This window comes from Streptomyces sp. M41, from assembly GCF_043673425.1.
In the GTDB taxonomy this organism is placed as follows: domain Bacteria; phylum Actinomycetota; class Actinomycetes; order Streptomycetales; family Streptomycetaceae; genus Streptomyces.
On the sequence record NZ_JBIMKE010000014.1, the window covers coordinates 35,600 to 55,950 of the forward strand.

Consider the following 20,351-nt stretch of genomic DNA (forward strand, 5'->3'; position numbering starts at 1 on the left):
TGTCGCCGGGCGCTGCGGCATGTCCGCTCACAGGCGCCGTCCGTCCTACCCCGGGGGTGCTCCCCGATACTTGGTGTGCCGGGCCGGGCAGCTGCTCGACCGCTGTCACGGAAGGGTCCGGTCAAGACGTCCCACCCGGCACTTCCCCCGGCTCCAGGAGCAGGGGGTACCCCCAGGGCCATACCCACGTAGGCCGAGCACACAAACCTGACAGGAACCGATGTCTGACGTTTCGCGTCCTTCGCCCTCGGAAGCCCGTAGTACGGCCCCCGCCAGGACCCGTACGGCCGTTGTGATCCCGGCCGCCGGCCGCGGTGTGCGGCTCGGTCCGGGCGCCCCCAAAGCACTCCGCGCGCTGAACGGCACGCCCATGCTCATCCACGCCGTGCGCGCGATGGCCGCCTCGCGCGCCGTCTCCCTCGTGGTCGTCGTGGCCCCGCCCGACGGCGCCGCCGAGGTCAAGTCGCTGCTCGACGCCCACGCCCTCCCCGAGCGCACCGACTTCCTGGTCGTCCCCGGCGGGGAGTCCCGCCAGGAGTCGGTGAAGCTGGGCCTGGACGCGCTGCCGTCGGACTACGACATCGTGCTGGTGCACGACGCGGCCCGCCCGCTGGTCCCGGTGGACACGGTGGACGCGGTGATCGAGGCGGTACGGGACGGGGCGTCTGCCGTGGTGCCCGCCCTGCCGCTCGCGGACACCGTCAAGGAGGTCGAGCCGGCCGCCGCCGAGGGCGAGCCCGAACCGGTGGTGGCCACCCCGCCGCGCGCCCGCCTGCGTGCCGTACAGACTCCGCAGGGCTTCGACCGGGACACGCTGATCCGCGCGCACGAGGCGGTGAACGGCGCCGTCACCGACGACGCCGGCATGGTCGAGCAGCTCGGGCAGACCGTCGTGGTCGTCCCCGGCCATGAGGAGGCCTTCAAGGTCACCCGCCCGCTGGACCTGGTCCTGGCGGAGGCGGTCCTGGCACGCCGGAGGCTGAACGATGGCTTCTGACGCGGCCGTGCCGCTGCCCCAGGTCGGCATCGGCACCGACATCCATGCCTTCGAGGAGGGCCGCGAGCTGTGGTGCGCGGGCCTGAAGTGGGAGGGCGAGGGCCCCGGACTCGCCGGCCACTCCGACGCGGACGTCGTCGCGCACGCCGCGTGCAACGCCCTGTTCTCGGCCGCCGGCCTCGGCGACCTCGGGCAGCACTTCGGTACCGGGCGTCCCGAGTGGTCGGGCGCGTCGGGCGTCGCACTCCTCACCGAGTCGGCCCGGATCGTACGCGAGGCGGGCTTCCGTATCGGCAACATCGCGGTCCAGGTCGTCGGCCCCCGCCCCAAGATCGGCAAGCGGCGGGACGAGGCCCAGAAGATCCTCTCGGAGGCGGCGGGCGCACCGGTGTCCGTGTCGGGCGCGACGACGGACGGCCTGGGCTTCCCGGGCCGGGACGAGGGCCTGATGGCGGTGGCGACGGCGCTGGTGGTGCGAGAAGGCTGAGAGGTCCGGGCCCGGGGGCCGAGGCACTGCTCCACGCACCCCCGTCGGCCCACTACCCTAGGTGCCGTGACTATTCGCCTGTACGACACCAGCGCCCGGCAGATCCGTGACTTCACCCCGCTCCAGCCGGGCTGTGTCTCGATCTACCTCTGTGGCGCCACCGTGCAGGCCGCACCGCACATCGGGCACATCCGTTCCGGCCTGAACTTCGACATCATGCGCCGCTGGTTCACGTACCGCGGCTATGACGTGACGTTCATCAGGAACGTCACGGACATCGACGACAAGATCATCACCAAGTCCGCCGACCAGGACCGCCCCTGGTGGTCCATCGGCTACGAGAACGAGCGCGCCTTCACCGACGGTTACACCGCCCTCGGCTGCCTCCCGCCGACCTACGAGCCCCGCGCCACCGGTCATGTCACCGAGATGGTCGAGATGATGCGCGGCCTCATCGAGCGCGGACACGCCTACGAGGCGGACGGCAGCGTCTACTTCGACGTCCGCTCCTGGCCCTCCTACCTGGAGCTGTCCCGGCAGGACCTCGACGAGATGCGGCAGCCCGCCGAGGAGGGCATCTCCGGCAAGCGGGACCCGCGCGACTTCGCGATGTGGAAGGCCGCCAAGCCCGGCGAGCCCGACTGGGAGACGCCGTGGGGCCGGGGCCGCCCGGGCTGGCACCTGGAATGCTCGGCGATGGCCCACAAGTACCTGGGCTCCGCCTTCGACATCCACGGCGGCGGACTCGACCTGATCTTCCCGCACCACGAGAACGAGATCGCCCAGGCCAAGGCCTACGGCGACGAGTTCGCCCGGTACTGGGTGCACAACGCCTGGGTCACCATGAGCGGCGAGAAGATGTCGAAGTCGCTCGGCAACAGCGTGCTCGTCTCCGAGATGGTCAAGCAGTGGCGCCCGATCGTCCTGCGCTACTACCTGGGCACCCCGCACTACCGCTCCACGATCGAGTACAGCGAGGAGGCCCTGCGCGAGGCCGAGTCGGCGTTCGCGCGGATCGAGGGCTTCGTGCAGCGCGTCGTGGAGAAGGCGGGCGTGGTCGAGCCCGCCCCCGAGGTGCCGCTCGCCTTCGCCGAGGCGATGGACGACGACCTGGGCGTCCCGCAGGCGCTCGCCGTCGTGCACACCACCGTCCGGCAGGGCAACAGCGCGCTGGCCGCCGACGACAAGGAAGCCGCCGTGGCCCGCCTCGCCGAGGTGCGCGCCATGCTCGGCGTGCTGGGCCTGGACCCGCTCGACCCGCACTGGGCCGGCGAGACCGACCGCGGCGATGACCTGCACGGCGTGGTCGACACCCTGGTCCGCATGGTCCTCGACCAGCGCGAGGCGGCCCGCTCCCGCAAGGACTGGGCCACCGCGGACGCCATCCGCGACCAGCTCAACCAGTCGGGTCTCGTCATCGAGGACGGCCCGCAGGGCCCGCGCTGGACCCTCGGCCCGCGCTGACCGGACCGTCCCGCGGAAGATCGATTGTGCCGCCCGGGCCTCCGGGCGGCACACTGCATAGACGTACATTCGAACGCTCACGAACAGACAGGTAGGTCATGGCCGCGAACAACCGCCGCATGTCCGGCAAGAAGGGCGCGCAGGTCGGCAGTGGCGGCCAGCGACGCAAGGGCCTGGAGGGCAAGGGCCCGACGCCGCCCGCCGAGATGCGCAAGGGGCACAAGAAGAACCGCCTGGCCAACGCCAAGGCGAAGCAGGCCGTGCGCCGTCCCGCGCCGCGTGGCCGCGGCGGCAGGTCGTCGTCCGAACTGGTCGTCGGCCGCAACCCGGTCGTCGAGGCGCTGCGCGAGGGCGTCCCGGCCTCCACGCTCTACGTCCAGCAGTTCATCGACAACGACGAGCGCGTCCGCGAGGCCCTCCAGCTCGCCGCCGAGCGCGGCGGCATCAACCTCATGGAGGCCCCGCGCCCCGAGCTGGACCGCATGACGAACGGCCTCAACCACCAGGGCCTGGTCCTCCAGGTCCCGCCCTACGAGTACGCCCACCCCGAGGACCTGGCCTCCGCCGCCTACGACGACGGCGAGGACCCGCTGATCGTCGCCCTGGACGGGGTGACCGACCCGCGCAACCTCGGTGCCGTCGTCCGCTCGGTCTCCGCCTTCGGCGGCCACGGAGTCGTCGTACCGGAGCGCCGCGCGGCCGGTATGACGGCCGGTGCCTGGAAGACGTCCGCCGGCACGGCGGCCCGCACTCCGGTCGCCCGCGCCACCAACCTCACGCGTGCCCTGGAGGCGTACAAGAAGGCCGGTATCGCGGTCGTCGGTCTCGCCGCCGACGGCGAGGCCGAACTCGGCGAGCTGGAAGCCCTCGAGGGCCCGGTCGTCATCGTCGTGGGCAGCGAGGGCAAGGGCCTGTCGCGGCTCGTCGGCGAGACGTGCGACTTCCGCGTCCGCATCCCGATGCCAGGCGGTGCCGAGTCGCTCAACGCCGGTGTGGCGGCGGGAATCGTGCTGTACGAGGCGGCTCGCCGACGCGGCTGAACACCCGTCCGTCGCGTCACCCGTACGGGGTAATTCTGGTGGCAGTGGTGCGACCTGCGCATCTTTGACGGAGTCCGGACAGATCCGGCCGGTCAAGGCAGTGTCCTAACGTCACGTCACTCGGTTAGTTGAGTGTGGACACCAGAACACCCCGCACACCCACGGGGGACCGCTCGTCGGGATACGACGACGCTCCCGCGCTGAGCATGGTGAAGGTGCCGAGCGATCCGGCGCAGATCATCGTCAATCACGCGAGCTTCCGCGTGTTGCTGGGCGCGTCGACCGGGCGCACCAAATCCCCGCGGATCGCACGGCACTTGAGCGCCACCGAGGACACCGCCCGCATCCCCGTCGTCAACGCGGCCGGCAGAGCGGGCGCTGCGACCGGCGCCCGCCGCCGGGTCTCCGTCTGGAACGGCACCTCCGCGCCGGACGACACGGGCGCCCACCGCTTGCTCCAGGCCGTGCGGGACGGCAGCGTCCGCCACGGCGACGAACCGGCTCCCCTCGGCGGGGGCACCCAGGTCATCCCTCGCGTCGACGTCGACGGCTACGACGGGGGCTATGACATCGGCTACGACGACGAGTTGTCGCAGACCGTCGAGACACCGATCGTCGGCGCCCAGCGCACCCACGAATCGGTCGAGACCCGCCTCCTGCCCAACATGCGCACGGTACAGAGCGCGTACGACGAGGAAGTCCGCTACGGGGAGGAGGAGTTCGAGGACGACGCCGCCGACGGCGCGGACGAGTCGGACCCGCAGTTCAAGCGGCACGGCGACGACCCCGCGCGGCACGCGTACTACCCCGGCCGCCGTATGAACCTCGGCGTCGTCCTGCTCCCGCTGCGCGTCTTCCTCGGCTTCATCTCCATCTACGCCGGCATGGGCAAGCTGTGCGACCCCGTCTACTTCGACGGCGGCCAGCGCGGCTCGATGGTCAAGTGGCTCAACACCCTGCACCCGTGGGAAGTCGCCGAGCCGCTGCGCCAGTTCGCCCTGGCGCACCCCGTCGGCTCCGGTCTCGTCATCGCCTTCTTCCAGGTCATCGTGGGCGTCCTCACGGTCCTCGGCTGCTGGCAGCGGGTCGCCGCGGTCGTCGGCGCGCTGCTGTCCGGCGCGCTCCTGGTCACGGTGAGCTGGAAGAGCGTCCCGGTCTACGACGCCCCCGACATCATCTTCCTCGCCGCCTGGTCCCCGCTGATCATCGCCGGTGCCCCCGTCTACTCCATCGACGGGCGGCTCGCCGGCATGGCCTGGCGGCGGCTCGGGCCCCGCTCCGACATCTGGGAGCTGCGTCAGTACGTACTGCGCCGCGGCGCCCTGATCACGGTGATCGTCACCGGGCTGACCCTGCTGGTCGGCTCCCTGCTCGGCGGTGCCGTCCGCGACGCCGACCGCGTGGTCGTCCCCGGGCCCGGCGAGGCTCCCCGCAACGAACTGCCGGGCTCGCCGCTCCCGCAGGAGCCCGAGCAGCGCGAGCGGACGCCGTCGGCCTCCAACTCGCCCACCCAGGGCGCCACCTCGGGCGCGGCCACCCCGTCGGGTGCCGCGACCACGCCGGGCGCCACCAGCGACACCGGCAGCACCGGCGCCGGTATGCCCAGCCAGACGCAGGGCACCGGGGGACAGGCTCCGCCCCAGCAGTCGGCCCCGGCCGACGAGGCGCCGAGCACCAGCACCGGTCCCACCTCCGGGGGGCCGTCGTCCGGCGGTGGCTCGACCGGAGGGTCCGGCAGCGGCGGCTCCGGATCCGGCGACACGGGCCTGGTGGGTGGCCTGTTGGGGTAGGCGGGCCGGTGGGCGGGCTGCTCGGCGGGCCCTCCACCGGCTGATATCCGCACGACGAAGGGCCCTGGACGCGATGTCGTCCAGGGCCCTTCGCCATGCGGTTTGTGCGCGGCCCGCCCGCCCTCCGAAGAACGGCACGAACGGTGAGCAGCGCCTCCTGAGGGCGGCCTCAGCGGCCCAGTGCCGCCAGTTCCTTCGCGGCCTCCGTGAGGTCCTTCGCCGTGTCGATGGCGCGCCAGTAGGCCCCGTGCGGGATCGGGAAGCCGGCCAGCCGGCGCTCACGCGCGAGGTGGGGGAAGGTGGTGCGCTCGTGGTCGCCGCGCTCGGGGAGCAGGTCGGCGAAGGCAGGGGAGAAGACGTAGACACCCGCGTTGATCTCGAACGTCGACGGCGGGGACTCGATGAAGTCGGTGATGTGCCCGAAGCCGTCGGTCTTCACTGCGCCCCACGGGATCCGGGGGCGCGCGAGCGCGAGCGTGGCGACGGCGTCGCGCTCGGTGTGGAAGTCCGCCATGTCGCGCAGCGAGAAGCGCGTCCAGATGTCGCCGTTGGTGGCGTACCACGGCTGATCCGGGTGCGGCAGATGCGCTGCCGCGTACTTCAGACCGCCGCCCCGGCCGAGCGGCTCCGTCTCGACGACGGTCGTGACCCGCACGGGCAGGTCGGCCGTCTTCAGCCACTCCTGGAGGACCTCGGCGAGATGGCCACAGCTGACCACCACGTCGGTCACGCCTTCCTCGGCGAGCCAGGTGAGCTGGTGGCCGATGATCGGCGTCCCCGTGCCGGGGATCTCGACCATCGGCTTGGGCCGGTCGTCGGTGTAGGGACGCAGCCGGGACCCTTGGCCACCGGCCAGGACGACGGCTTGGACGGGACGGGACGCGGCGTTCGGATCAGTCATGACCGAACTGTACGCGGCGTCCCGCTCGCGGCATTCGCCGGCAACCGTTCCTGGATGAGCCGAAAGGATCAGCTGTGCGCCGCCGCCACTCCCGACGCGAAGGCCGTGTCGCAGACGGGGCGGGAGAAGGACTGGGCGCGCGTCGGACCGTAGGCACGCACCGCGGCACGGCCGAGGGCGCGGGCGATCGAGGCGCAGTGCCGGCCCAGCGAGGGGCGGTCGTCGACGGCCTCCTGGAGGTGGGTCAGGGCGACGCCCGGGTCCTTCTCCTGCAACTCGGTCAGCAGCTGGTCGCGCAGCACGTCCTGGGGCGCGCGCGGGGCGGCGTTCTTGGCACCCGCAGCGGAGACGTCGGTCGCGGTGAGGACCGAGTCCGAGGGGTTCCCCGACCAGTTGACCCGGGTGACCGCGAGGGTCCCGGAGAGCACCAGGACGACGGGCAGGACGAGGGCGAGTGTGCGGCCGAGCTGGCGGGCGGGGCCCCGGTGGCCGCGTCGTGTCTGTTGGGTGGTGGAGTGCTTCACGCGAGTGAGGGTAGCGTTCAGTGCTGATATGGCGACATTTGGTCACCGTTTCGGGGGATGAACTGGCGCGCATCCTCGGTGGCGTGTTGACGCACACTGCTCGAAATGCCCCGGTCTGCCGGGGTATTTGTCGACAACGAAGAGGGCCCCGCAGGGGTTTGCGGGGCCCTCTTCGTCAACCTGGGTGAATTACCCGGGGTTGTACTTCCTGTGCACGCCCTGGGGCGCTCCCTCAGTCGGAGAGACGCGCGCCCGTGGACGTCGAGAACACGTGGCTCTCACCGGAGCGCGGGACGACGTGCAGCGTGCTGCCCTTCTCCGGGACGTCACGGCCGCTGACCCGGACGACGAGGTCCTTGGAGTCGTCCCCGCCGACCTTGGCGGTGCCGTAGACGTACGCGTCGGCGCCGAGCTCCTCGACGACGTTCACGGTGACCGCGAGGCCCTGGTCCGAGTCCGCGCCGGCCACGTCGAAGTGCTCGGGACGGACACCGACGGTGACGGTCTTGTCGGTGGCGGCGGACAGCGCCTCGCGGTCGACCGGCACCACGGAGTTGCCGAACTTCACGCCGCCGTCGGTGATCGGGACCTCGACCAGGTTCATGGCCGGGGAGCCGATGAAGCCGGCGACGAAGAGGTTGGCCGGGCGGTCGTACATGTTGCGCGGGGTGTCGACCTGCTGGAGCAGACCGTCCTTGAGGACCGCCACGCGGTCACCCATCGTCATGGCCTCGACCTGGTCGTGGGTGACGTAGACGGTGGTGATGCCGAGCCGGCGCTGCAGCGAGGCGATCTGCGTACGGGTCGACACACGGAGCTTGGCGTCCAGGTTGGACAGCGGCTCGTCCATGAGGAAGACCTGCGGCTCACGCACGATGGCGCGGCCCATGGCGACACGCTGGCGCTGACCGCCGGAGAGGGCCTTCGGCTTGCGGTCCAGGTACTCGGTGAGGTCGAGGATCTTCGCGGCCTCTTCGACCTTCTTGCGGATCTCCGCCTTGTTGACGCCGGCGATCTTGAGCGCGAAGCCCATGTTGTCGGCGACGGTCATGTGCGGGTACAGCGCGTAGTTCTGGAACACCATGGCGATGTCCCGGTCCTTGGGCGGCAGGTGTGTGACGTCGCGGTCACCGATGCGGATGGCGCCGCCGTTGACGTCCTCGAGCCCCGCCAGCATGCGGAGCGAGGTGGACTTGCCGCAGCCGGACGGGCCGACCAGAACGAGGAACTCTCCGTCCTCGATGTGGATGTCGAGCGCGTCCACGGCGGGCTTCTCGGTGCCCGGGTAGATCCGGGTCGCCTTGTCGAACGAGACAGTGGCCATGGTGAATGGGCCCCCTTCTACCGGCAGGAACGTGCCGGACGATCCGTTGTAGGAAGGTGGTTGGTTTAGTCCACACGTGTGGACTGGCTCTGGACGCTACCTGGCGTCGGCCTGGTCTGTCAGTACCTGGAGGCATGTGACCTTCGCGGAAATTTTCGACAGAGCAGGCTCGGAACCTGGGTACACTGCACGGGCGCCTGCCCGTCGGGCGGGCGCAGGCCTCCTTAGCTCAGTTGGTCCAGAGCGGCTGTCTTGTAAACAGCAGGTCGTCGGTTCGAATCCGACAGGGGGCTCTTTCCGAGCGGGGCGGTTGTCGAATGACACCGTCCCGCACGTTTTTCCCATTCTCTCTCGCATCCCCATGTCCCCCTTGGGACACGGGACATGGACCGTCATGGAAGCGTGCCGCTACTGCTAGTGTTCATTCAGTCACGGTAGGCAATCAGCCTCAAAGTATTTGTCATGAAAACCGAGGGTTCCATGCGCAAGCTCCACCAGGTCATGATCGTCGCGGCCGCGGCGGCCGGCAGCCTGTCCACCATCGGTGCGGGCACCGGTGTCGCTTACGAGACCGGGCCGAGCCGGACCGACCTGTACCGCCCCTACCAGGAGTGCAGCCCGCAGACGGTGGCCGAGGGTGACCTCCCGATCGCCGTGCTCGGTCTCGCCGAGACCTTCGACACCACCTGCGGTCAGTTCAACAACGCCTTCACTGGCTGACCCCGGCGGCGTAGCCGTGCGCGACGCCTTCCGCGGGCCCCTTCGGGGAGATCTCCGAAGGGGCCCGTTCATGCGGTGACTCAGGCGCGGCGACGAGCGGTTGTGGCCCTTTCGGACAGCGCCCCTCTCGGACGGCGCCCCTCGGCAGATCAGTCCTTCACTTCGTTTCTCCGACTTCCCAGGTCCCGTCGCGGCGGATCGCGGCGTCGGGTGCCCGGGCACCCCTCACAGAAGGAGACGCAACACATGTTCAACGGAAAGAAGATCGCGGCTGTCACGGGGCTTCTCGGCGGCCTCGCCATGACCTGCATCGGCGTGACCCCGGCACAGGCCGCGGCGAGCCAGGGCACCTGTGGGCTCGACGCCCTGGGCAACATCGTCTGCACCCAGCGGATCGTGGGCGAGATGCCGGAGGGTGAGCCGGTCGCGCTCCGCCGGTCGGTGACCTGCCAGCCGACGCAGCCCCTGACCCTGCCCTCCCCCGGGCTGCTGGGCAACGGGCAGACGCGGATCGGCCCGCACATCACCTGCGCCGACACGACGCCCGCGGGGCCGGCGCCCGCCGCCGACGCGAGCGACGACAACGCCAGTGCGCTGGCTCGCCTGCTGGGCAGCCCCAAGGCGTAGCGTCAGCGCCTTCTTCATCTCTCTCGAGCAGCGGATGGCCGGACCGGGTCGACCTGGTCCGGCCTCCGCTGCTTTTGCGTCGTCGGCAAATGGGTGACCGGCTCCGGCTGCCCGTTACTCGCCCTCGGGCAACTGTCGTTTGTTTCAAAGGAGAAGGGCGGCCCCGAGGCGGGTCGCGGCACTCGCTCCCGCATTCCCCTTCGGGTCCATGACGAGACGGACGAAAGGGTTCCTCGGCATGGCCCGACACGACACGGACAAGGGTAAAGGTCCCAAATTGCTACTGATTGCATGTATATGCTCACATTAAGTAGTCAAGCCAGGGCTTCGTGCCCGGGAAGAAAGGGTCAAACTATGCGCAGGTTTCAGCGCGTTGCAGTCGTAGCCGCGGCCGTTGCGGGTCTGTCCGCCTTCGGTATCGGCGCCGGCACCGCCTTTGCTCACGAGGACGACAAGGTCACCGCTGAGAACGTGACCGCGATCTCCACCTCGACGGCCAACGCCGTGGGCATGTGGGGTGTTCCGGGCGACGACAAGGCGCAGGCTGCTCCGCAGGCCGCCCCGCAGGCTGCTCCGCAGGCCGCGCCCGAGGCTGCCCCGGCGGTCGCGCCGGAGGCCGCCCCGCAGGTCGCCGCCCCCGAGGTGGCCCCGCAGGTCGCTCCCGAGGCCGCCCCCCAGGCCGCGGCTCCTGAGGTCGGCTACGGCGAGTACGTCGCCAAGTAACAAAAGCGCCGAGGCCTCGATGCGCGAGATTCAGGGCACTGCGGTTGTCGTCGTGACGGCCGCCCCCTAGGGCGTGGTTCACGACGGGCGCATCGGCATTCCTCGGACCCTTAGCAACAGCAGCCCGGACGCGCGGCAGACCCATCAGGGTGCGCGTCCGGGCTGCGTCAGTGTTCTCCAAGGCTCGGGCAGGTGCTGGTGAACGCGCCGGCGCCCGGGCCTCGATCGCAAAGGACGCAGCACATGATCGGTCGGCACAAGATCGCAACCGTCTCGGGCTTCATCGGGGCTCTCGCCCTCGTCTACGGGGGTGCCGTGCAGGCGCACGCCGAGGAGGACAAGGTCGCCTGTACGATGTCCGCCCAGGGTGACATCGTCTGCATCAAGAAGGACGAGTCGATCCGCAAGGACAAGCGCGGCTATGTCGTCAAGCAGCGGCACGACTGCCAGACGGTCGAGCGGCCCCGCGTCACGTTCCCCGAAGGCAGCCTGCTGAACGACGGTTCCACGGACTCCGGGCCGGAGGTGGACTGCTCGAACAGGGCGAAGCTGCCGAAGGGTTACAAGCTGCCCAAGTTCAAGTTCTGAGTGCGCACGGGAAAATGCCGGACCGGGATCGAGCCCGGTCCGGCATTTTCGTGTTCCGGCAAAAGCCCGGTGCCCCGGCCTTGCGGCCGGGGCACCGGGAAAGCGTCGTGACTACGGCTTACTTGCCGACGCTGTTGTTGCAGCCCATGGTCGAGCCCAGCGACGTCTCCTGCGCGCCCGGGTTGCCCTCGCCGTTCAGCAGGTTGCCGCCCAGGCCGTTGGCGATGCCGACCTGACCCAGGATGGAGGCGTTGGCGTCGTGCGACCGGCAGGTCGTGCTCTGCTGAACGCTGAACGAGGTGCCGCTCTTGCCCCGGCCGTTCGAGCCGTAGCCACCCTGGTCGGCGTGCGCGACGCCGGCGCTCAGGAGCCCGACGCCGCTCAGGGCGGCGACGACCACGGCGGCCTTGCGGAGCTTGTGCATGTTCTTCTCCGGTGGAGTGGAGGGGTGCGATCTGTAAGAGATCGACTTCGTACGGTTACGGAGGCTAATAGGAAGTAATGCGAGACAATCCGCGGCGCGCCGAATTACGAATAGGTCTCACCGTCTTGGCCGATGGTCCGGAAATGGCGCGTCGTGGGATTGAGTCGGGTCTGATCCGGAGCACAAAAGAGGGGTCCCGGCACCGGGCTCGAGGCTCGGTGCCGGGACCTTGTCCCGTCTTTCAGTCGGCGGTGCGACTGTCAGGCGTTCAGAACGCGCTGTTGTTGCAGCCCATCGACGAGCCGAGGTGCGTGGCCTGGCTTCCGGCGGTGCCCTCGCCGTTGAGGCCGTTGCCCAGCAGGCCGTTGAGGATGCCGACCTGGCCCAGCACGTCGAGGTTCAGGTCGTGCGACTTGCAGTTGGAGCTCTGCAGGACGCTGACCTTGTCCCCGCCCTTGCCGCCGTGACCGTCGAGGCCCTGGGCCGTGGCGGTGCCGGCGCTCAGAAGTCCGACGCTGCCGAGGGCGGCGACCAGGACGGCAGCCTTGCGAAGCTTGTGCATGTCATCTCCGGTGGAGTGAGGTGTGGTTGCGACCCGTAAGGGATCGACTTCGTACAGTCACCGAAGATTAATACGAAATATCTGATATGTCGCAACGACGCGCCGGTGTTTTATGTGCGCGTGTCGTCAATGGCTGTTGTCAGGGTGCGGCGTCGGCGCGTGATCTCGGCGCGCGGTCTCAGCGCGAGGCGCGGGCGCTGGAGACGGCGTTCGCCTGGCTGTTGTACTGGTCGCAGTCGACACCGCGGGCATCGGCGGCGGCGAGAGCGGCGACCGGGACATTGGCGTTGAGCAGCGACTGCGGGCTGCACTCCTGGTAGGGGCGGAACAGGTTCGTCTGGTCCAGCGGGCCCGACTGCGGGGCCTGCTGCGGCGTGATCTGGGGGCTGATCTGCGGGCTCAACTGGGGGTTGAGCTGCGGGCTGACCTCGGCGCCGCGCTGCGGGGCGGGGGCCGCCTGGTGGCCGCCCTGGGCGCCGGAGGTCTGGACGGATGCCTGCGAGCGGGTCCATGACTGGGCCTGGGCGTCCTGCTGGCCGACGGGGGCCGGAGCGCCGCCGTGGTGGCCGACGGCGTCGCCGGCGACGCTGGGGCCGACGCCGATGGCTGACAGACCACCGGCTGCTGCGACGACGAGCGCGACGTGGTGAAGCTTGCGCATGGAAACTCGGCCCTTCGTTGACCTGGCATGGAACGTATGGAAGTGCGGTGAGCCATTGCTCTGACCCGTGGGGAACGAAACAACTGCGCTGACGGTCACGTGAGTCGGGACGTGGTCACCCATTTGCCATACGGCGTTAATCATCAACGATGAGAAGTGCGCCTGCTGTTGCGTGGGCTTGACGGGATGACAAGTGCGCAGAGCCGTTTATCGGATCGATGGCAATGGAGTGACGGACCCTCGTATCCCCGTGACTTGGCCCAGGAATTGTCGTTGCCAGCGGGGAGAGAGCAGCGACCGGGAGCCGGAGAGGGCTGCGGGATTCGCTGCCGACTCCAGCGTGAAAGCGTGAAGTCCACATGACAGCTCAGGCATTACCCCTGTAAGGGTGCAGTACGAATATCAGACTGAGCGCACGCAAGATTGCACTGAATACACCGGATTCCCTGCACAGGTAATGAAGGGCCGAGGGTTCCATGCGCAAGCTTCACAAGGCCGCGCTCGTCGTCGCAGCAGCCGGTGGTCTGACCGCCATCGGCGCCGGCGTCAGCGAGGCCGCCGAATATCCCGTCGGGTACAACGGCGCTCCGGCGCCGGGTCCGCAGTATCCGGCGCCGCAGTACGCGGCCCCGGCACCCGCCCCGCAGTACGCGCCGCCGCAGTACGCGGCCCCGGCGCCCGCTCCGCAGTACGCGGCGCCGCAGTACGCCGCTCCGGCACCCGCCCCGCAGTACGCGCCGCCGCAGTACGCGGCCCCGGCGCCCGCCCCGCAGTACGCAGCGCCCCAGCAGGCCACGGCGGAGGCCCGTTCGACCGGCGCCGCGCAGGTCAGCGCTCCCCGTCCGCACCCCCAGCCGGCGCCGCACTACGCCGCCCCGGCTCCGGCGCCTGCTCCGGCCCCGGCGCCTGCTCCGGCGCCCGCCCCGCAGCAGCAGAGCGGTTACGCCTCCGCCTCCGCCGTGTCGGGCGGCTTCGCGGAAGTCTCCAACGGACCGCGCGCGCAGGCCGCTCCGCAGCAGTCGGTCCCGCAGGTCGTGCCGCAGGTCACCCCGCAGACGGCTCCGCAGGTCATGCCGCAGGTCGCCCCGCAGGTCAACGCGCCGCAGGTCTTCAACCCGGAGCCCCCGCCGCGGGTCGCCCCGCAGGTCAACCCGCAGGTCAACCCGCAGGTGAACCCGCTCATCAACCCGCTGCTCACGCCAGCCGGCCCGCCGCAGGTCCCGGGTCTCGGCCTCGGTCAGGTCCAGGCGCCGCCCGTCGGCCAGTTGGGCCTGCCGCGACTGGGCTGACGGCCCGTCACTGTCCACCGTTTTCCATCGATCTGCTGCACATCAGATCTGCTCGACCAACGGAGAAGAAATGCGCAAGCTGCACAAGGTCGCCCTCGTGGGCGCCGTCCTCGGCAGTGTCGGTTCGTTCGGCGTCGGCACCGCCGTCGCGCACGGTGAGGCGGGAGCCCACGACCTCGACATCACGCAGGGCATCGAGTGTCGCTCGCACGACATGAACATCGACGTCCTCGGCAACCTCGGCCTCGTCAACGGCCTGGCGGGCAACCTGCTGAACGGCGAAGGCTCCCCGGGTGCGCAGCCCAGCCACCTCGGTTCGGACATGGGCTGCAACAGCCAGGCGCTCCGGTAACGCATCGCAGCGTTCCCTCCGACGCCCGCTCCACCACGGGGCGGGCGTCGGACTATTGGCTCCATGTACGTTGAGTGAAGGCTCGTTACCCTGTGTGTAGGGTGAACTCGTTCCAGGAAGGGTGGGCGACCTGTCGCATGAGACTGTCCTGTGCCGACGAGATGCTGCTGCTCAACGGATGCCCGGGAGTGATCGGCCTGGCGGCGGTCTTCTCCGGTGAGCAGCCCGGACTGGAGCAGGTGCGGGCGCGGGTCGCGGAGCGGTGGACCGGCCTGGAGCGGATGAACTGCGTACTCGATCGTGCGCCGGACGACGCGGGCACCCGGCGGCGGGGGCTTTTCGGGCGGCGGGTGCGGTGGGTCGTGCCGGGGCCGTTCGATCCCGCCGTGCATGTCACCCTGGCCGAGAGCAAGTTGGACGATCTGTGGGCGCACAGCGTGGACCGGCCGCTGGACGGTGACGTCCCGCCCTGGCGGCTGTTCGTGGTCCCGGACGCGGCCGACGGCGGCGGCTTCGCCCTGGCCCTCGTGGCCCAGCATGCGCTGCTCGACGGACGCTCCCTGGCGACCTTGATGCGCTCGCTGATGGACATCCCGGTGGCGGCAAGGGACTCGGCGCGGCCGATGCCGCTCGCACGTACCGGTCTGCGCGCGGCGGGCAGGGAGCTCAGGGCGATGACGGCCGTCGGGCAGGCCCTTCCCTTGCGGTCGCCGAGCCGGGCCCGTCCCTCGGTCGCGGTGTGTGAACTGTCCGCCCACACGGTCCGGTCCGCGCGCCGGCAGCCCGCCGACGGCCGGGGCGCGACGCTGAACGAACTGCTGGTCGGCGCGGTGGCCGGCGCGCTGCGGGCCGAGTACGGGCCGGTGCGGGAGTGGCGGCAGCGGGCGGAGCCCGTGTACACGGCCGTCCCGTGCGATCTGCGCACCCGGACGAATCCGAGGGAACTGGGCAACACCCTCACGGTGGTTCGGGTGCCGCTGCCCGTCGACGTGGACGGCTGCGTGGCGCGGCTTCGGGCCGGCCAGGCCGCGATGGCCACCGTCCCCGACCGGGCCGCCGTACACGCAGGCGTGCTGTTTCCCGTTGCAGAAGCGGTTCGGCGGACGGGCCCGTGGGTGACCAGGCTGCTGACCGGTCGCGGTCGCCGCTCGTGCTTCGCGGCGACCGCGACCACCGCCATGAAGTGGCCCGGCGGCCCGAGCACCTTCGAGGGAAGCGGGCTCGTGCGCACGGTGGGGCTGCCGCCCTTGCAGCACCCGGGCACCGTCAGCTTCGCCCTGGCACAGGCGGGGGACGCGTTCACGCTCACCGTGGTGTGCCATCTGGGCCCGGACGAGGCGGGGCGGCTGGCCGACGCGGTCGTCACGGAGTTCGAGACATGGGCTCGGGCGGCTACGCCGTCGCAGTGAGCCGGCCCTGACGGCACCAGGAGATGGAGGCAGTTGCATGGATGTGGAACACGGCGACGACGTATGGGAAGCGCTGCGCCCGCTGTGTGCGCGGGTGATGTCGGTGCCGCCGGAGGCGGTCGTGCCGCAGGCCCGGCTCGTCGCCGACCTGGGAGCCGACAGCCTGGACGTCACCGAACTGGAAGCGGCGTCCGAGGAGTTGTTCGGGGTGTCCCTGCGGGGTACCGACAAGTCCGGGGTGTCCACGGTGGGTGATGTCGCCGACCTCATCGTGCGGCTGCGCGCCCACGAGGCCCACAGCACCGTCGCCCGATGAGCCGCCGACCTGCCGTCGCCGTCACGGGGCTGGGTGTCCGCTGTGCTGCCGGGGCCACGGTGGCGCAGCTGTGGGAGAGCCTGCTGCGGGGCCGTCCGGCGATCTCGCTGCACACCTTCGACGACGAGGGCACCGTCGTGTGTCCGGCGTCCGCGATGACCGGCTTCGATCCGGCCGGCTATCTGTCGCCCAAGGAGGTGCGGCGGGCCGACCGGTCGGTGCAGCTGGCGGTGTGCGCGGCCGCGGACGCCGTCGAGGACGCCGGAGGGCTCCATGTCGAGCCCGTGCGGCGGGCGGTGGTGACCGGCACCGGATACGGCGGGGTGATCAGCCAGGAGAACGGCATCGGGCATCCCGACGTGCTCTACGCGCCCCGGCTGATGCACAACGCGGGGGCGTACTGGGTCAGCGCCAGGCTCGGTGTCACGGGCCCCAGCCTGACGATCTCCACCGCTTGCGCCTCCGGCACGCACGCGGTGGGCGAGGCGATGCAGATGATCCGGGCGGGGAGCGCGGACGTGGTGGTGGCAGGCGGCCACGACAGCCCCCTGACGCCCACCACGGCGCTGGCCTTCGGGCGGGCCGGCGCGATGGTCACCGAGTGCGAGGATCCGGCCGCCGCGTCCCGGCCGTTCGACGTCGACCGGCGGGGGTTCGTCCTCGCCGAAGGGGCCGCGTTCCTGGTGCTGGAGCGGCTGGACCTCGCCCTGGCGCGCGGCGCGCGGATCCACGCCACGCTGACCGGATACGGGCGCACCTCCGACGCCCACCACCTCACCGCACCGCATCCCGACGGCGCGGGTGCCCGGGCGTGCATGGAGCAGGCGCTGGCCGACGCCGGTACGACGCCCGACGCCGTCGCCCATGTCAACGCGCACGGCACCGGCACCGAGCTCAACGACCTCGCCGAAGCCCGGGCCATCGCCGACCTGTTCGGGCCCGCCGCGGTGCCGGTCACCGCGTCCAAGTCGGTGACCGGCCACGGGCTCGGGGTCGCGGGAGCGCTGGAAGCTGTGATCACGGTTCTGTCCGTGCGGGAGGGACTGGCGCCGCCGACCGCTTCGCTGACGCGGCTGGACCCCCGGTGCGACATCGACGCGGTCACCGCCGAGCCGCGCAAGATCCCGGGCGGGCCGGTGATCAGCAACAGCTTCGCCTTCGGTGGTCACAACGCCTGTGTCGTGTTCGATTCACCCCACGGCTGAGCGCCGAAGGAGGCTGCGGAGCATGAGGCTGACGGCCATCGAGGAGGGGCACCTGCGCAACGGGATGCCGGGGACGGTCGGCATCGCCGCGATGTTCCCCGGCGGGCCGCTCGACCTGACGCAGGTACGGTCCCGGGTCCGCGAACGATGGGGCGCACTGGAGCGGATGAGCCTGGCCATCAGGCCCCCCGTCGGGCCGGCGGGGCTGGCGGGCCACCGGTGGCAGTCGGCCGGCGCGTTCGACCCCGCGGCGCACATCAGCGCCACGGACCAGGATCTGGACACCTTGCTCGCCGACGGTGTCCGGCACCCGCTGCCGCCCGAACTGCCCCCGTGGCGGCTGCTGGTCACCCCGCTCGCCGTCGTGCTGCTCGCCCATCACGCCCTGCTGGACGGCCGGTCCCTGGAGACCCTGTTCCGGCTGCTGATGGACGACACGGCCGTACCGCCGGCCCTTCCCGGCCGGGCCCCCGCCCACCCGTCCGCGGCGGCGCAGAAACGGCCACGCGCCCGTCCGCGCGGCATCGGCGGCGAGTTGCGCCGCATCCGGGCCCGCGGGCAGCGCCTCCCGGGGGTTCTGGGCGGTGACGCGCGGCCGTCGGTGGCCGTGGTGGAGCTCGATCCGCAGGTGATGCGCGCCGCCCGCCGCCGGCCCGCCGACGGGCGCGGGGCGACGCTGAACGAACTGCTGCTGAGCACGTACGCCGGTGCTCTGCGCGCCTGTTACGGCCCGCTGAGCTCCTGGCCCGCGGGGTCGGCCCCCCTCTACGCCACCGTGCCGGTCGATCTGCGCACCCGCGACAACGCCCAGCAGCTCGGCAACGGCGTCACCGCGCTGCGCATGCCGCTGCCCGTCGACACCGAGTGCCCGGTGGCCCGTCTGCAGGAGTGCCAGGACCTCGTCGCCCGGTTCCAGCAGCGCAGCGACGCCCATCGCGCCATCCTTCCCACGCTCCAGCGAATCGCCCGTACGGTGCCGTGGCTCGCCGGGGTGATGGCCAGAAGCCTGGCCCGTCCCGAGATCACCACGAGTCTGTGCACCGCCTTCAAGTGGCGGGACAATCCCAGCCACTTGCTGGGCCGCCCGCTGTCCCGCGTCGTCCCGCTGCCGCAGCTCTCCCCGCCGGGCACGGCGAACCTCTGCCTCGTCCACACCGGCGACGCCTACACGCTGACCGTCGTCAGCCACCTGCTCGCGGGGGACGCGGGGATGCTCGCCGAGGCGGTGGCCCAGGAACTGAAAGCGGTCGCAGTGTCCTAGTCCTCCTGCGATGCCCCGGGCGGCGGCCTTACCCTGGTCGGCACCATCAGGGCACCTGGGCTGCTGTCTGGAGGTAACGGGGTGGCAGGGCGTAATCCGGAGCGGGTCCGGAACAAGTTGGTCGTCTCCATCGTGGATGCCTTACAGGGCTCGGCCACGGTGAACCAGGCGAGCAGCCGCGAGTTATGGCGGGAGATGCTCGCGGACGAACTCGACTCGTCCGTGGAACCCTTCGGCGGCGACCGGCTGCGGCCCTGGCTGCTGCATGTGGTGAAGAGATGCACCGAGGTCGGTGACGGCCTGGCCTGTCTGGTGCGGTCGCTGGAGTACGTGGAACAGCAGTCGGTGACGGTTGCCGCACTGTGGCCGCTGGTGGACGAGTGGGAGGCCGTCGACTTCTTCAGCCACGACGACCTCGGCGACCTGCGGCCCGTACTGCTGTCCCTGCCGTCCTCGGACCTGGCCGCCATGGCGCGGCGCGCGAGCCGGTCCCGGGTCCAGGAACTGCCCGCGTGGTGCCAGACGGCGTGGCAGGTCTTCCTGCGGCTGGCCGGTGAGAACACCCCGCTCGGCGAGCTCCCGCCCAGCATGGCCTTCCTCGCGCTGTCCGCCGACCGGTTGGTGGAGGAGGGGCGGGCGGACGCGGCCGAGCTGCTGCGCCGGTTCAACCGCGGCCGGGCCTCGGACCTGGGCGTGGCCGAGCTGCTGGCGGACTGGCAGCACTCGGAGTTCCCGCAGCCGGCGCCCTCCCTCGTGCCGGCGTATCTGCTCATCCAGTTCGAGCCGGACCGCATCGAGGCGGACCACTACTACCTCTCGCACTGGCGCCAGTCCGACTCCGAGGGCTGGCATCCCGTGCGCGGTGAGACCGAGCGGCTGGGGCGGGAGGAGCTGCCGGGTGCGGTGGAGCGGCTCATCGAGGAGGTCGAGGAGAAGTGGGCCGACCTGCGGCAGCCGGTGATACTGGAGTTCGTGCTTCCGTGGGAGCTGCTCAACGAGCCGGTCGAGTGGTGGCCGAAGGAGTCCGATTCCGCCGCTCCCACCCCACTCGCCCTGGACTACCCGATCGTGGTGCGCAGTCTCGAACGGCTCCAGCGTGGCGCCTGGCACCGGCCCTGGCACCACAAGTGGCGTCAGCTGCGGGAGCGTCCGGCGGACAGCCATCCGCACTGGAGCCGTCCGGAGGAGGACGGGGCGTACTTCTTCCATCTGGAGCGGGAGCTCAAGGAGGATCTGCACGCGGTGTGCCTGGTGCTCAGTGAGCCGCCCGGCGACGATTCGGGCACCGGGCGGCGTGAGGTCCTCGCCGGGCTGCGGGCCGGGGTGCCCGCGATGATCTGGCATCGCAACGACTGCTCCGACCCGATGTTCCAGGACGCCATCGGCGAGATTCTGGAGGACCGCGGACTCGGCAGTCTGGCCGAGCGGGTCGGCAAGTGGCGCAAGGAGGCGCTGGCCCTCGGCCCCGGCGGCTGGGACCAGCATGTCGGCCGGCATCTGGCCATCCTGCTCGACGATCCGGAGCGCAAGCCGAGCCCGCCAGGGCCCGTGTAGCCGCCATGATTTCAGGTATACGATCCGGCAGTCCCCGGCCATCTCGCAGCAAGGGGCGGCATCCACAGATCCTTGACTCACCCGCACGGTGGAGGCGAGGCTGTTGCTCTCGGGCAGGGTGGCCCTTTCACCA

Annotated in this window: 22 protein-coding genes and 1 tRNA gene; 17 read left to right on the top strand and 6 right to left on the bottom strand. The window is 70.8% G+C overall.

Going from position 1 to position 20,351, the window contains the following annotated elements:
* Positions 1-220: 220 nt before the first annotated feature.
* The 5 genes from ispD to ACHBTE_RS18800 all read left to right on the top strand — a co-directional run bounded on the left by ispD (position 221) and on the right by ACHBTE_RS18800 (position 5,778).
* Complete coding sequence (ispD, locus tag ACHBTE_RS18780) at positions 221-997, top strand: 2-C-methyl-D-erythritol 4-phosphate cytidylyltransferase (protein WP_394725071.1); 777 nt, start codon at positions 221-223, stop codon at positions 995-997.
* A complete protein-coding gene (ispF, locus tag ACHBTE_RS18785; protein ID WP_394725072.1) occupies positions 987-1,484 on the top strand; it encodes a 2-C-methyl-D-erythritol 2,4-cyclodiphosphate synthase in 498 nt (165 codons plus the stop codon). The genes ispD and ispF overlap by 11 nt, the downstream gene beginning before the upstream one ends.
* A 66-nt stretch (positions 1,485-1,550) precedes the next feature.
* Positions 1,551-2,948, top strand: coding sequence for a cysteine--tRNA ligase (cysS, locus tag ACHBTE_RS18790; RefSeq protein WP_394725073.1), 1,398 nt, complete (start codon positions 1,551-1,553; stop codon positions 2,946-2,948).
* Positions 2,949-3,046: 98 nt separating this feature from the next.
* On the top strand, positions 3,047-3,988 hold the full coding sequence (gene rlmB / locus ACHBTE_RS18795; RefSeq protein ID WP_394725074.1) for a 23S rRNA (guanosine(2251)-2'-O)-methyltransferase RlmB: 942 nt from the start codon (positions 3,047-3,049) through the stop codon (positions 3,986-3,988).
* A 134-nt stretch (positions 3,989-4,122) separates the two neighbouring features.
* Positions 4,123-5,778 (top strand): DoxX family membrane protein, encoded by a 1,656-nt coding sequence (locus ACHBTE_RS18800; protein WP_394725219.1) that lies wholly within the window; start codon positions 4,123-4,125, stop codon positions 5,776-5,778.
* A 169-nt stretch (positions 5,779-5,947) separates the two neighbouring features.
* Here ACHBTE_RS18800 and ACHBTE_RS18805 read toward each other — a convergent pair whose 3' ends face one another.
* The 3 genes from ACHBTE_RS18805 to ACHBTE_RS18815 all read right to left on the bottom strand — a co-directional run bounded on the left by ACHBTE_RS18805 (position 5,948) and on the right by ACHBTE_RS18815 (position 8,527).
* Positions 5,948-6,679, bottom strand: a complete 732-nt coding sequence (locus ACHBTE_RS18805; RefSeq protein ID WP_394725075.1) for an NDP-sugar synthase — start codon at positions 6,677-6,679, stop codon at positions 5,948-5,950.
* Between the two features lie 68 nt (positions 6,680-6,747).
* Complete coding sequence (locus ACHBTE_RS18810; protein WP_394725076.1) at positions 6,748-7,203, bottom strand: hypothetical protein; 456 nt, start codon at positions 7,201-7,203, stop codon at positions 6,748-6,750.
* A gap of 232 nt (positions 7,204-7,435) precedes the next feature.
* Positions 7,436-8,527: an ABC transporter ATP-binding protein gene (locus tag ACHBTE_RS18815; RefSeq protein ID WP_394725077.1), complete on the bottom strand. Its 1,092-nt coding sequence runs from the start codon at positions 8,525-8,527 to the stop codon at positions 7,436-7,438.
* Between the two features lie 218 nt (positions 8,528-8,745).
* Here ACHBTE_RS18815 and ACHBTE_RS18820 point away from each other — a divergent pair.
* The 5 genes from ACHBTE_RS18820 to ACHBTE_RS18840 all read left to right on the top strand — a co-directional run bounded on the left by ACHBTE_RS18820 (position 8,746) and on the right by ACHBTE_RS18840 (position 11,185).
* Positions 8,746-8,820, top strand: a tRNA-Thr gene (locus ACHBTE_RS18820).
* Between the two features lie 187 nt (positions 8,821-9,007).
* On the top strand, positions 9,008-9,247 hold the full coding sequence (locus tag ACHBTE_RS18825) for a hypothetical protein (RefSeq protein WP_394725220.1): 240 nt from the start codon (positions 9,008-9,010) through the stop codon (positions 9,245-9,247).
* Between the two features lie 246 nt (positions 9,248-9,493).
* Positions 9,494-9,874, top strand: coding sequence for a hypothetical protein (locus tag ACHBTE_RS18830; protein ID WP_394725079.1), 381 nt, complete (start codon positions 9,494-9,496; stop codon positions 9,872-9,874).
* A gap of 354 nt (positions 9,875-10,228) precedes the next feature.
* Positions 10,229-10,597 (top strand): hypothetical protein, encoded by a 369-nt coding sequence (locus tag ACHBTE_RS18835; RefSeq protein WP_394725080.1) that lies wholly within the window; start codon positions 10,229-10,231, stop codon positions 10,595-10,597.
* A gap of 243 nt (positions 10,598-10,840) precedes the next feature.
* Complete coding sequence (locus ACHBTE_RS18840) at positions 10,841-11,185, top strand: hypothetical protein (protein WP_394725081.1); 345 nt, start codon at positions 10,841-10,843, stop codon at positions 11,183-11,185.
* A gap of 118 nt (positions 11,186-11,303) precedes the next feature.
* Here the strand turns inward: ACHBTE_RS18840 and ACHBTE_RS18845 are convergent, their stop codons facing one another.
* From ACHBTE_RS18845 to ACHBTE_RS18855, 3 genes are all read right to left on the bottom strand, one after another.
* A complete protein-coding gene (locus ACHBTE_RS18845) occupies positions 11,304-11,609 on the bottom strand; it encodes a hypothetical protein (RefSeq protein ID WP_394725082.1) in 306 nt (101 codons plus the stop codon).
* Positions 11,610-11,877: 268 nt separating this feature from the next.
* Positions 11,878-12,171 (bottom strand): hypothetical protein, encoded by a 294-nt coding sequence (locus ACHBTE_RS18850; RefSeq protein ID WP_394725084.1) that lies wholly within the window; start codon positions 12,169-12,171, stop codon positions 11,878-11,880.
* 178 nt (positions 12,172-12,349) lie between these two features.
* Positions 12,350-12,832 (bottom strand): hypothetical protein, encoded by a 483-nt coding sequence (locus ACHBTE_RS18855; protein WP_394725085.1) that lies wholly within the window; start codon positions 12,830-12,832, stop codon positions 12,350-12,352.
* A gap of 476 nt (positions 12,833-13,308) precedes the next feature.
* Here ACHBTE_RS18855 and ACHBTE_RS18860 point away from each other — a divergent pair, with 476 nt between their 5' ends.
* The 7 genes from ACHBTE_RS18860 to ACHBTE_RS18890 all read left to right on the top strand — a co-directional run bounded on the left by ACHBTE_RS18860 (position 13,309) and on the right by ACHBTE_RS18890 (position 20,218).
* Positions 13,309-14,121 (top strand): hypothetical protein, encoded by an 813-nt coding sequence (locus ACHBTE_RS18860; RefSeq protein ID WP_394725086.1) that lies wholly within the window; start codon positions 13,309-13,311, stop codon positions 14,119-14,121.
* 70 nt (positions 14,122-14,191) lie between these two features.
* Positions 14,192-14,473 carry a hypothetical protein gene (locus tag ACHBTE_RS18865; RefSeq protein WP_394725087.1) on the top strand — a complete coding sequence of 94 codons (282 nt, stop codon included), beginning with the start codon at positions 14,192-14,194 and terminating at the stop codon, positions 14,471-14,473.
* Between the two features lie 137 nt (positions 14,474-14,610).
* A complete protein-coding gene (locus ACHBTE_RS18870) occupies positions 14,611-15,882 on the top strand; it encodes a wax ester/triacylglycerol synthase domain-containing protein (RefSeq protein WP_394725088.1) in 1,272 nt (423 codons plus the stop codon).
* A gap of 37 nt (positions 15,883-15,919) precedes the next feature.
* Positions 15,920-16,198, top strand: a complete 279-nt coding sequence (locus tag ACHBTE_RS18875; RefSeq protein ID WP_394725089.1) for an acyl carrier protein — start codon at positions 15,920-15,922, stop codon at positions 16,196-16,198.
* Positions 16,195-17,403, top strand: a complete 1,209-nt coding sequence (locus ACHBTE_RS18880) for a beta-ketoacyl-[acyl-carrier-protein] synthase family protein (RefSeq protein WP_394725090.1) — start codon at positions 16,195-16,197, stop codon at positions 17,401-17,403. Before ACHBTE_RS18875 ends, ACHBTE_RS18880 begins: the two co-directional genes overlap by 4 nt.
* Positions 17,404-17,425: 22 nt before the next feature.
* Complete coding sequence (locus tag ACHBTE_RS18885; protein WP_394725091.1) at positions 17,426-18,664, top strand: wax ester/triacylglycerol synthase domain-containing protein; 1,239 nt, start codon at positions 17,426-17,428, stop codon at positions 18,662-18,664.
* 81 nt (positions 18,665-18,745) lie between these two features.
* Positions 18,746-20,218 (top strand): hypothetical protein, encoded by a 1,473-nt coding sequence (locus ACHBTE_RS18890; RefSeq protein WP_394725092.1) that lies wholly within the window; start codon positions 18,746-18,748, stop codon positions 20,216-20,218.
* Positions 20,219-20,351 lie beyond the last annotated feature (133 nt).

Coding starts and splice junctions, on each gene's coding strand:
- ispD (WP_394725071.1), top strand. CDS start 221: ATGTCTGACGTTTCGCGTCCTTCGCCCTCGGAAGCCCGTAGTACGGCC.
- ispF (WP_394725072.1), top strand. CDS start 987: ATGGCTTCTGACGCGGCCGTGCCGCTGCCCCAGGTCGGCATCGGCACC.
- rlmB (WP_394725074.1), top strand. CDS start 3,047: ATGGCCGCGAACAACCGCCGCATGTCCGGCAAGAAGGGCGCGCAGGTC.
- ACHBTE_RS18805 (WP_394725075.1), bottom strand. CDS start 6,679: ATGACTGATCCGAACGCCGCGTCCCGTCCCGTCCAAGCCGTCGTCCTG.
- ACHBTE_RS18815 (WP_394725077.1), bottom strand. CDS start 8,527: ATGGCCACTGTCTCGTTCGACAAGGCGACCCGGATCTACCCGGGCACC.
- ACHBTE_RS18825 (WP_394725220.1), top strand. CDS start 9,008: ATGCGCAAGCTCCACCAGGTCATGATCGTCGCGGCCGCGGCGGCCGGC.
- ACHBTE_RS18830 (WP_394725079.1), top strand. CDS start 9,494: ATGTTCAACGGAAAGAAGATCGCGGCTGTCACGGGGCTTCTCGGCGGC.
- ACHBTE_RS18835 (WP_394725080.1), top strand. CDS start 10,229: ATGCGCAGGTTTCAGCGCGTTGCAGTCGTAGCCGCGGCCGTTGCGGGT.
- ACHBTE_RS18840 (WP_394725081.1), top strand. CDS start 10,841: ATGATCGGTCGGCACAAGATCGCAACCGTCTCGGGCTTCATCGGGGCT.
- ACHBTE_RS18845 (WP_394725082.1), bottom strand. CDS start 11,609: ATGCACAAGCTCCGCAAGGCCGCCGTGGTCGTCGCCGCCCTGAGCGGC.
- ACHBTE_RS18850 (WP_394725084.1), bottom strand. CDS start 12,171: ATGCACAAGCTTCGCAAGGCTGCCGTCCTGGTCGCCGCCCTCGGCAGC.
- ACHBTE_RS18855 (WP_394725085.1), bottom strand. CDS start 12,832: ATGCGCAAGCTTCACCACGTCGCGCTCGTCGTCGCAGCAGCCGGTGGT.
- ACHBTE_RS18860 (WP_394725086.1), top strand. CDS start 13,309: ATGCGCAAGCTTCACAAGGCCGCGCTCGTCGTCGCAGCAGCCGGTGGT.
- ACHBTE_RS18865 (WP_394725087.1), top strand. CDS start 14,192: ATGCGCAAGCTGCACAAGGTCGCCCTCGTGGGCGCCGTCCTCGGCAGT.
- ACHBTE_RS18870 (WP_394725088.1), top strand. CDS start 14,611: ATGAGACTGTCCTGTGCCGACGAGATGCTGCTGCTCAACGGATGCCCG.
- ACHBTE_RS18875 (WP_394725089.1), top strand. CDS start 15,920: ATGGATGTGGAACACGGCGACGACGTATGGGAAGCGCTGCGCCCGCTG.
- ACHBTE_RS18880 (WP_394725090.1), top strand. CDS start 16,195: ATGAGCCGCCGACCTGCCGTCGCCGTCACGGGGCTGGGTGTCCGCTGT.
- ACHBTE_RS18885 (WP_394725091.1), top strand. CDS start 17,426: ATGAGGCTGACGGCCATCGAGGAGGGGCACCTGCGCAACGGGATGCCG.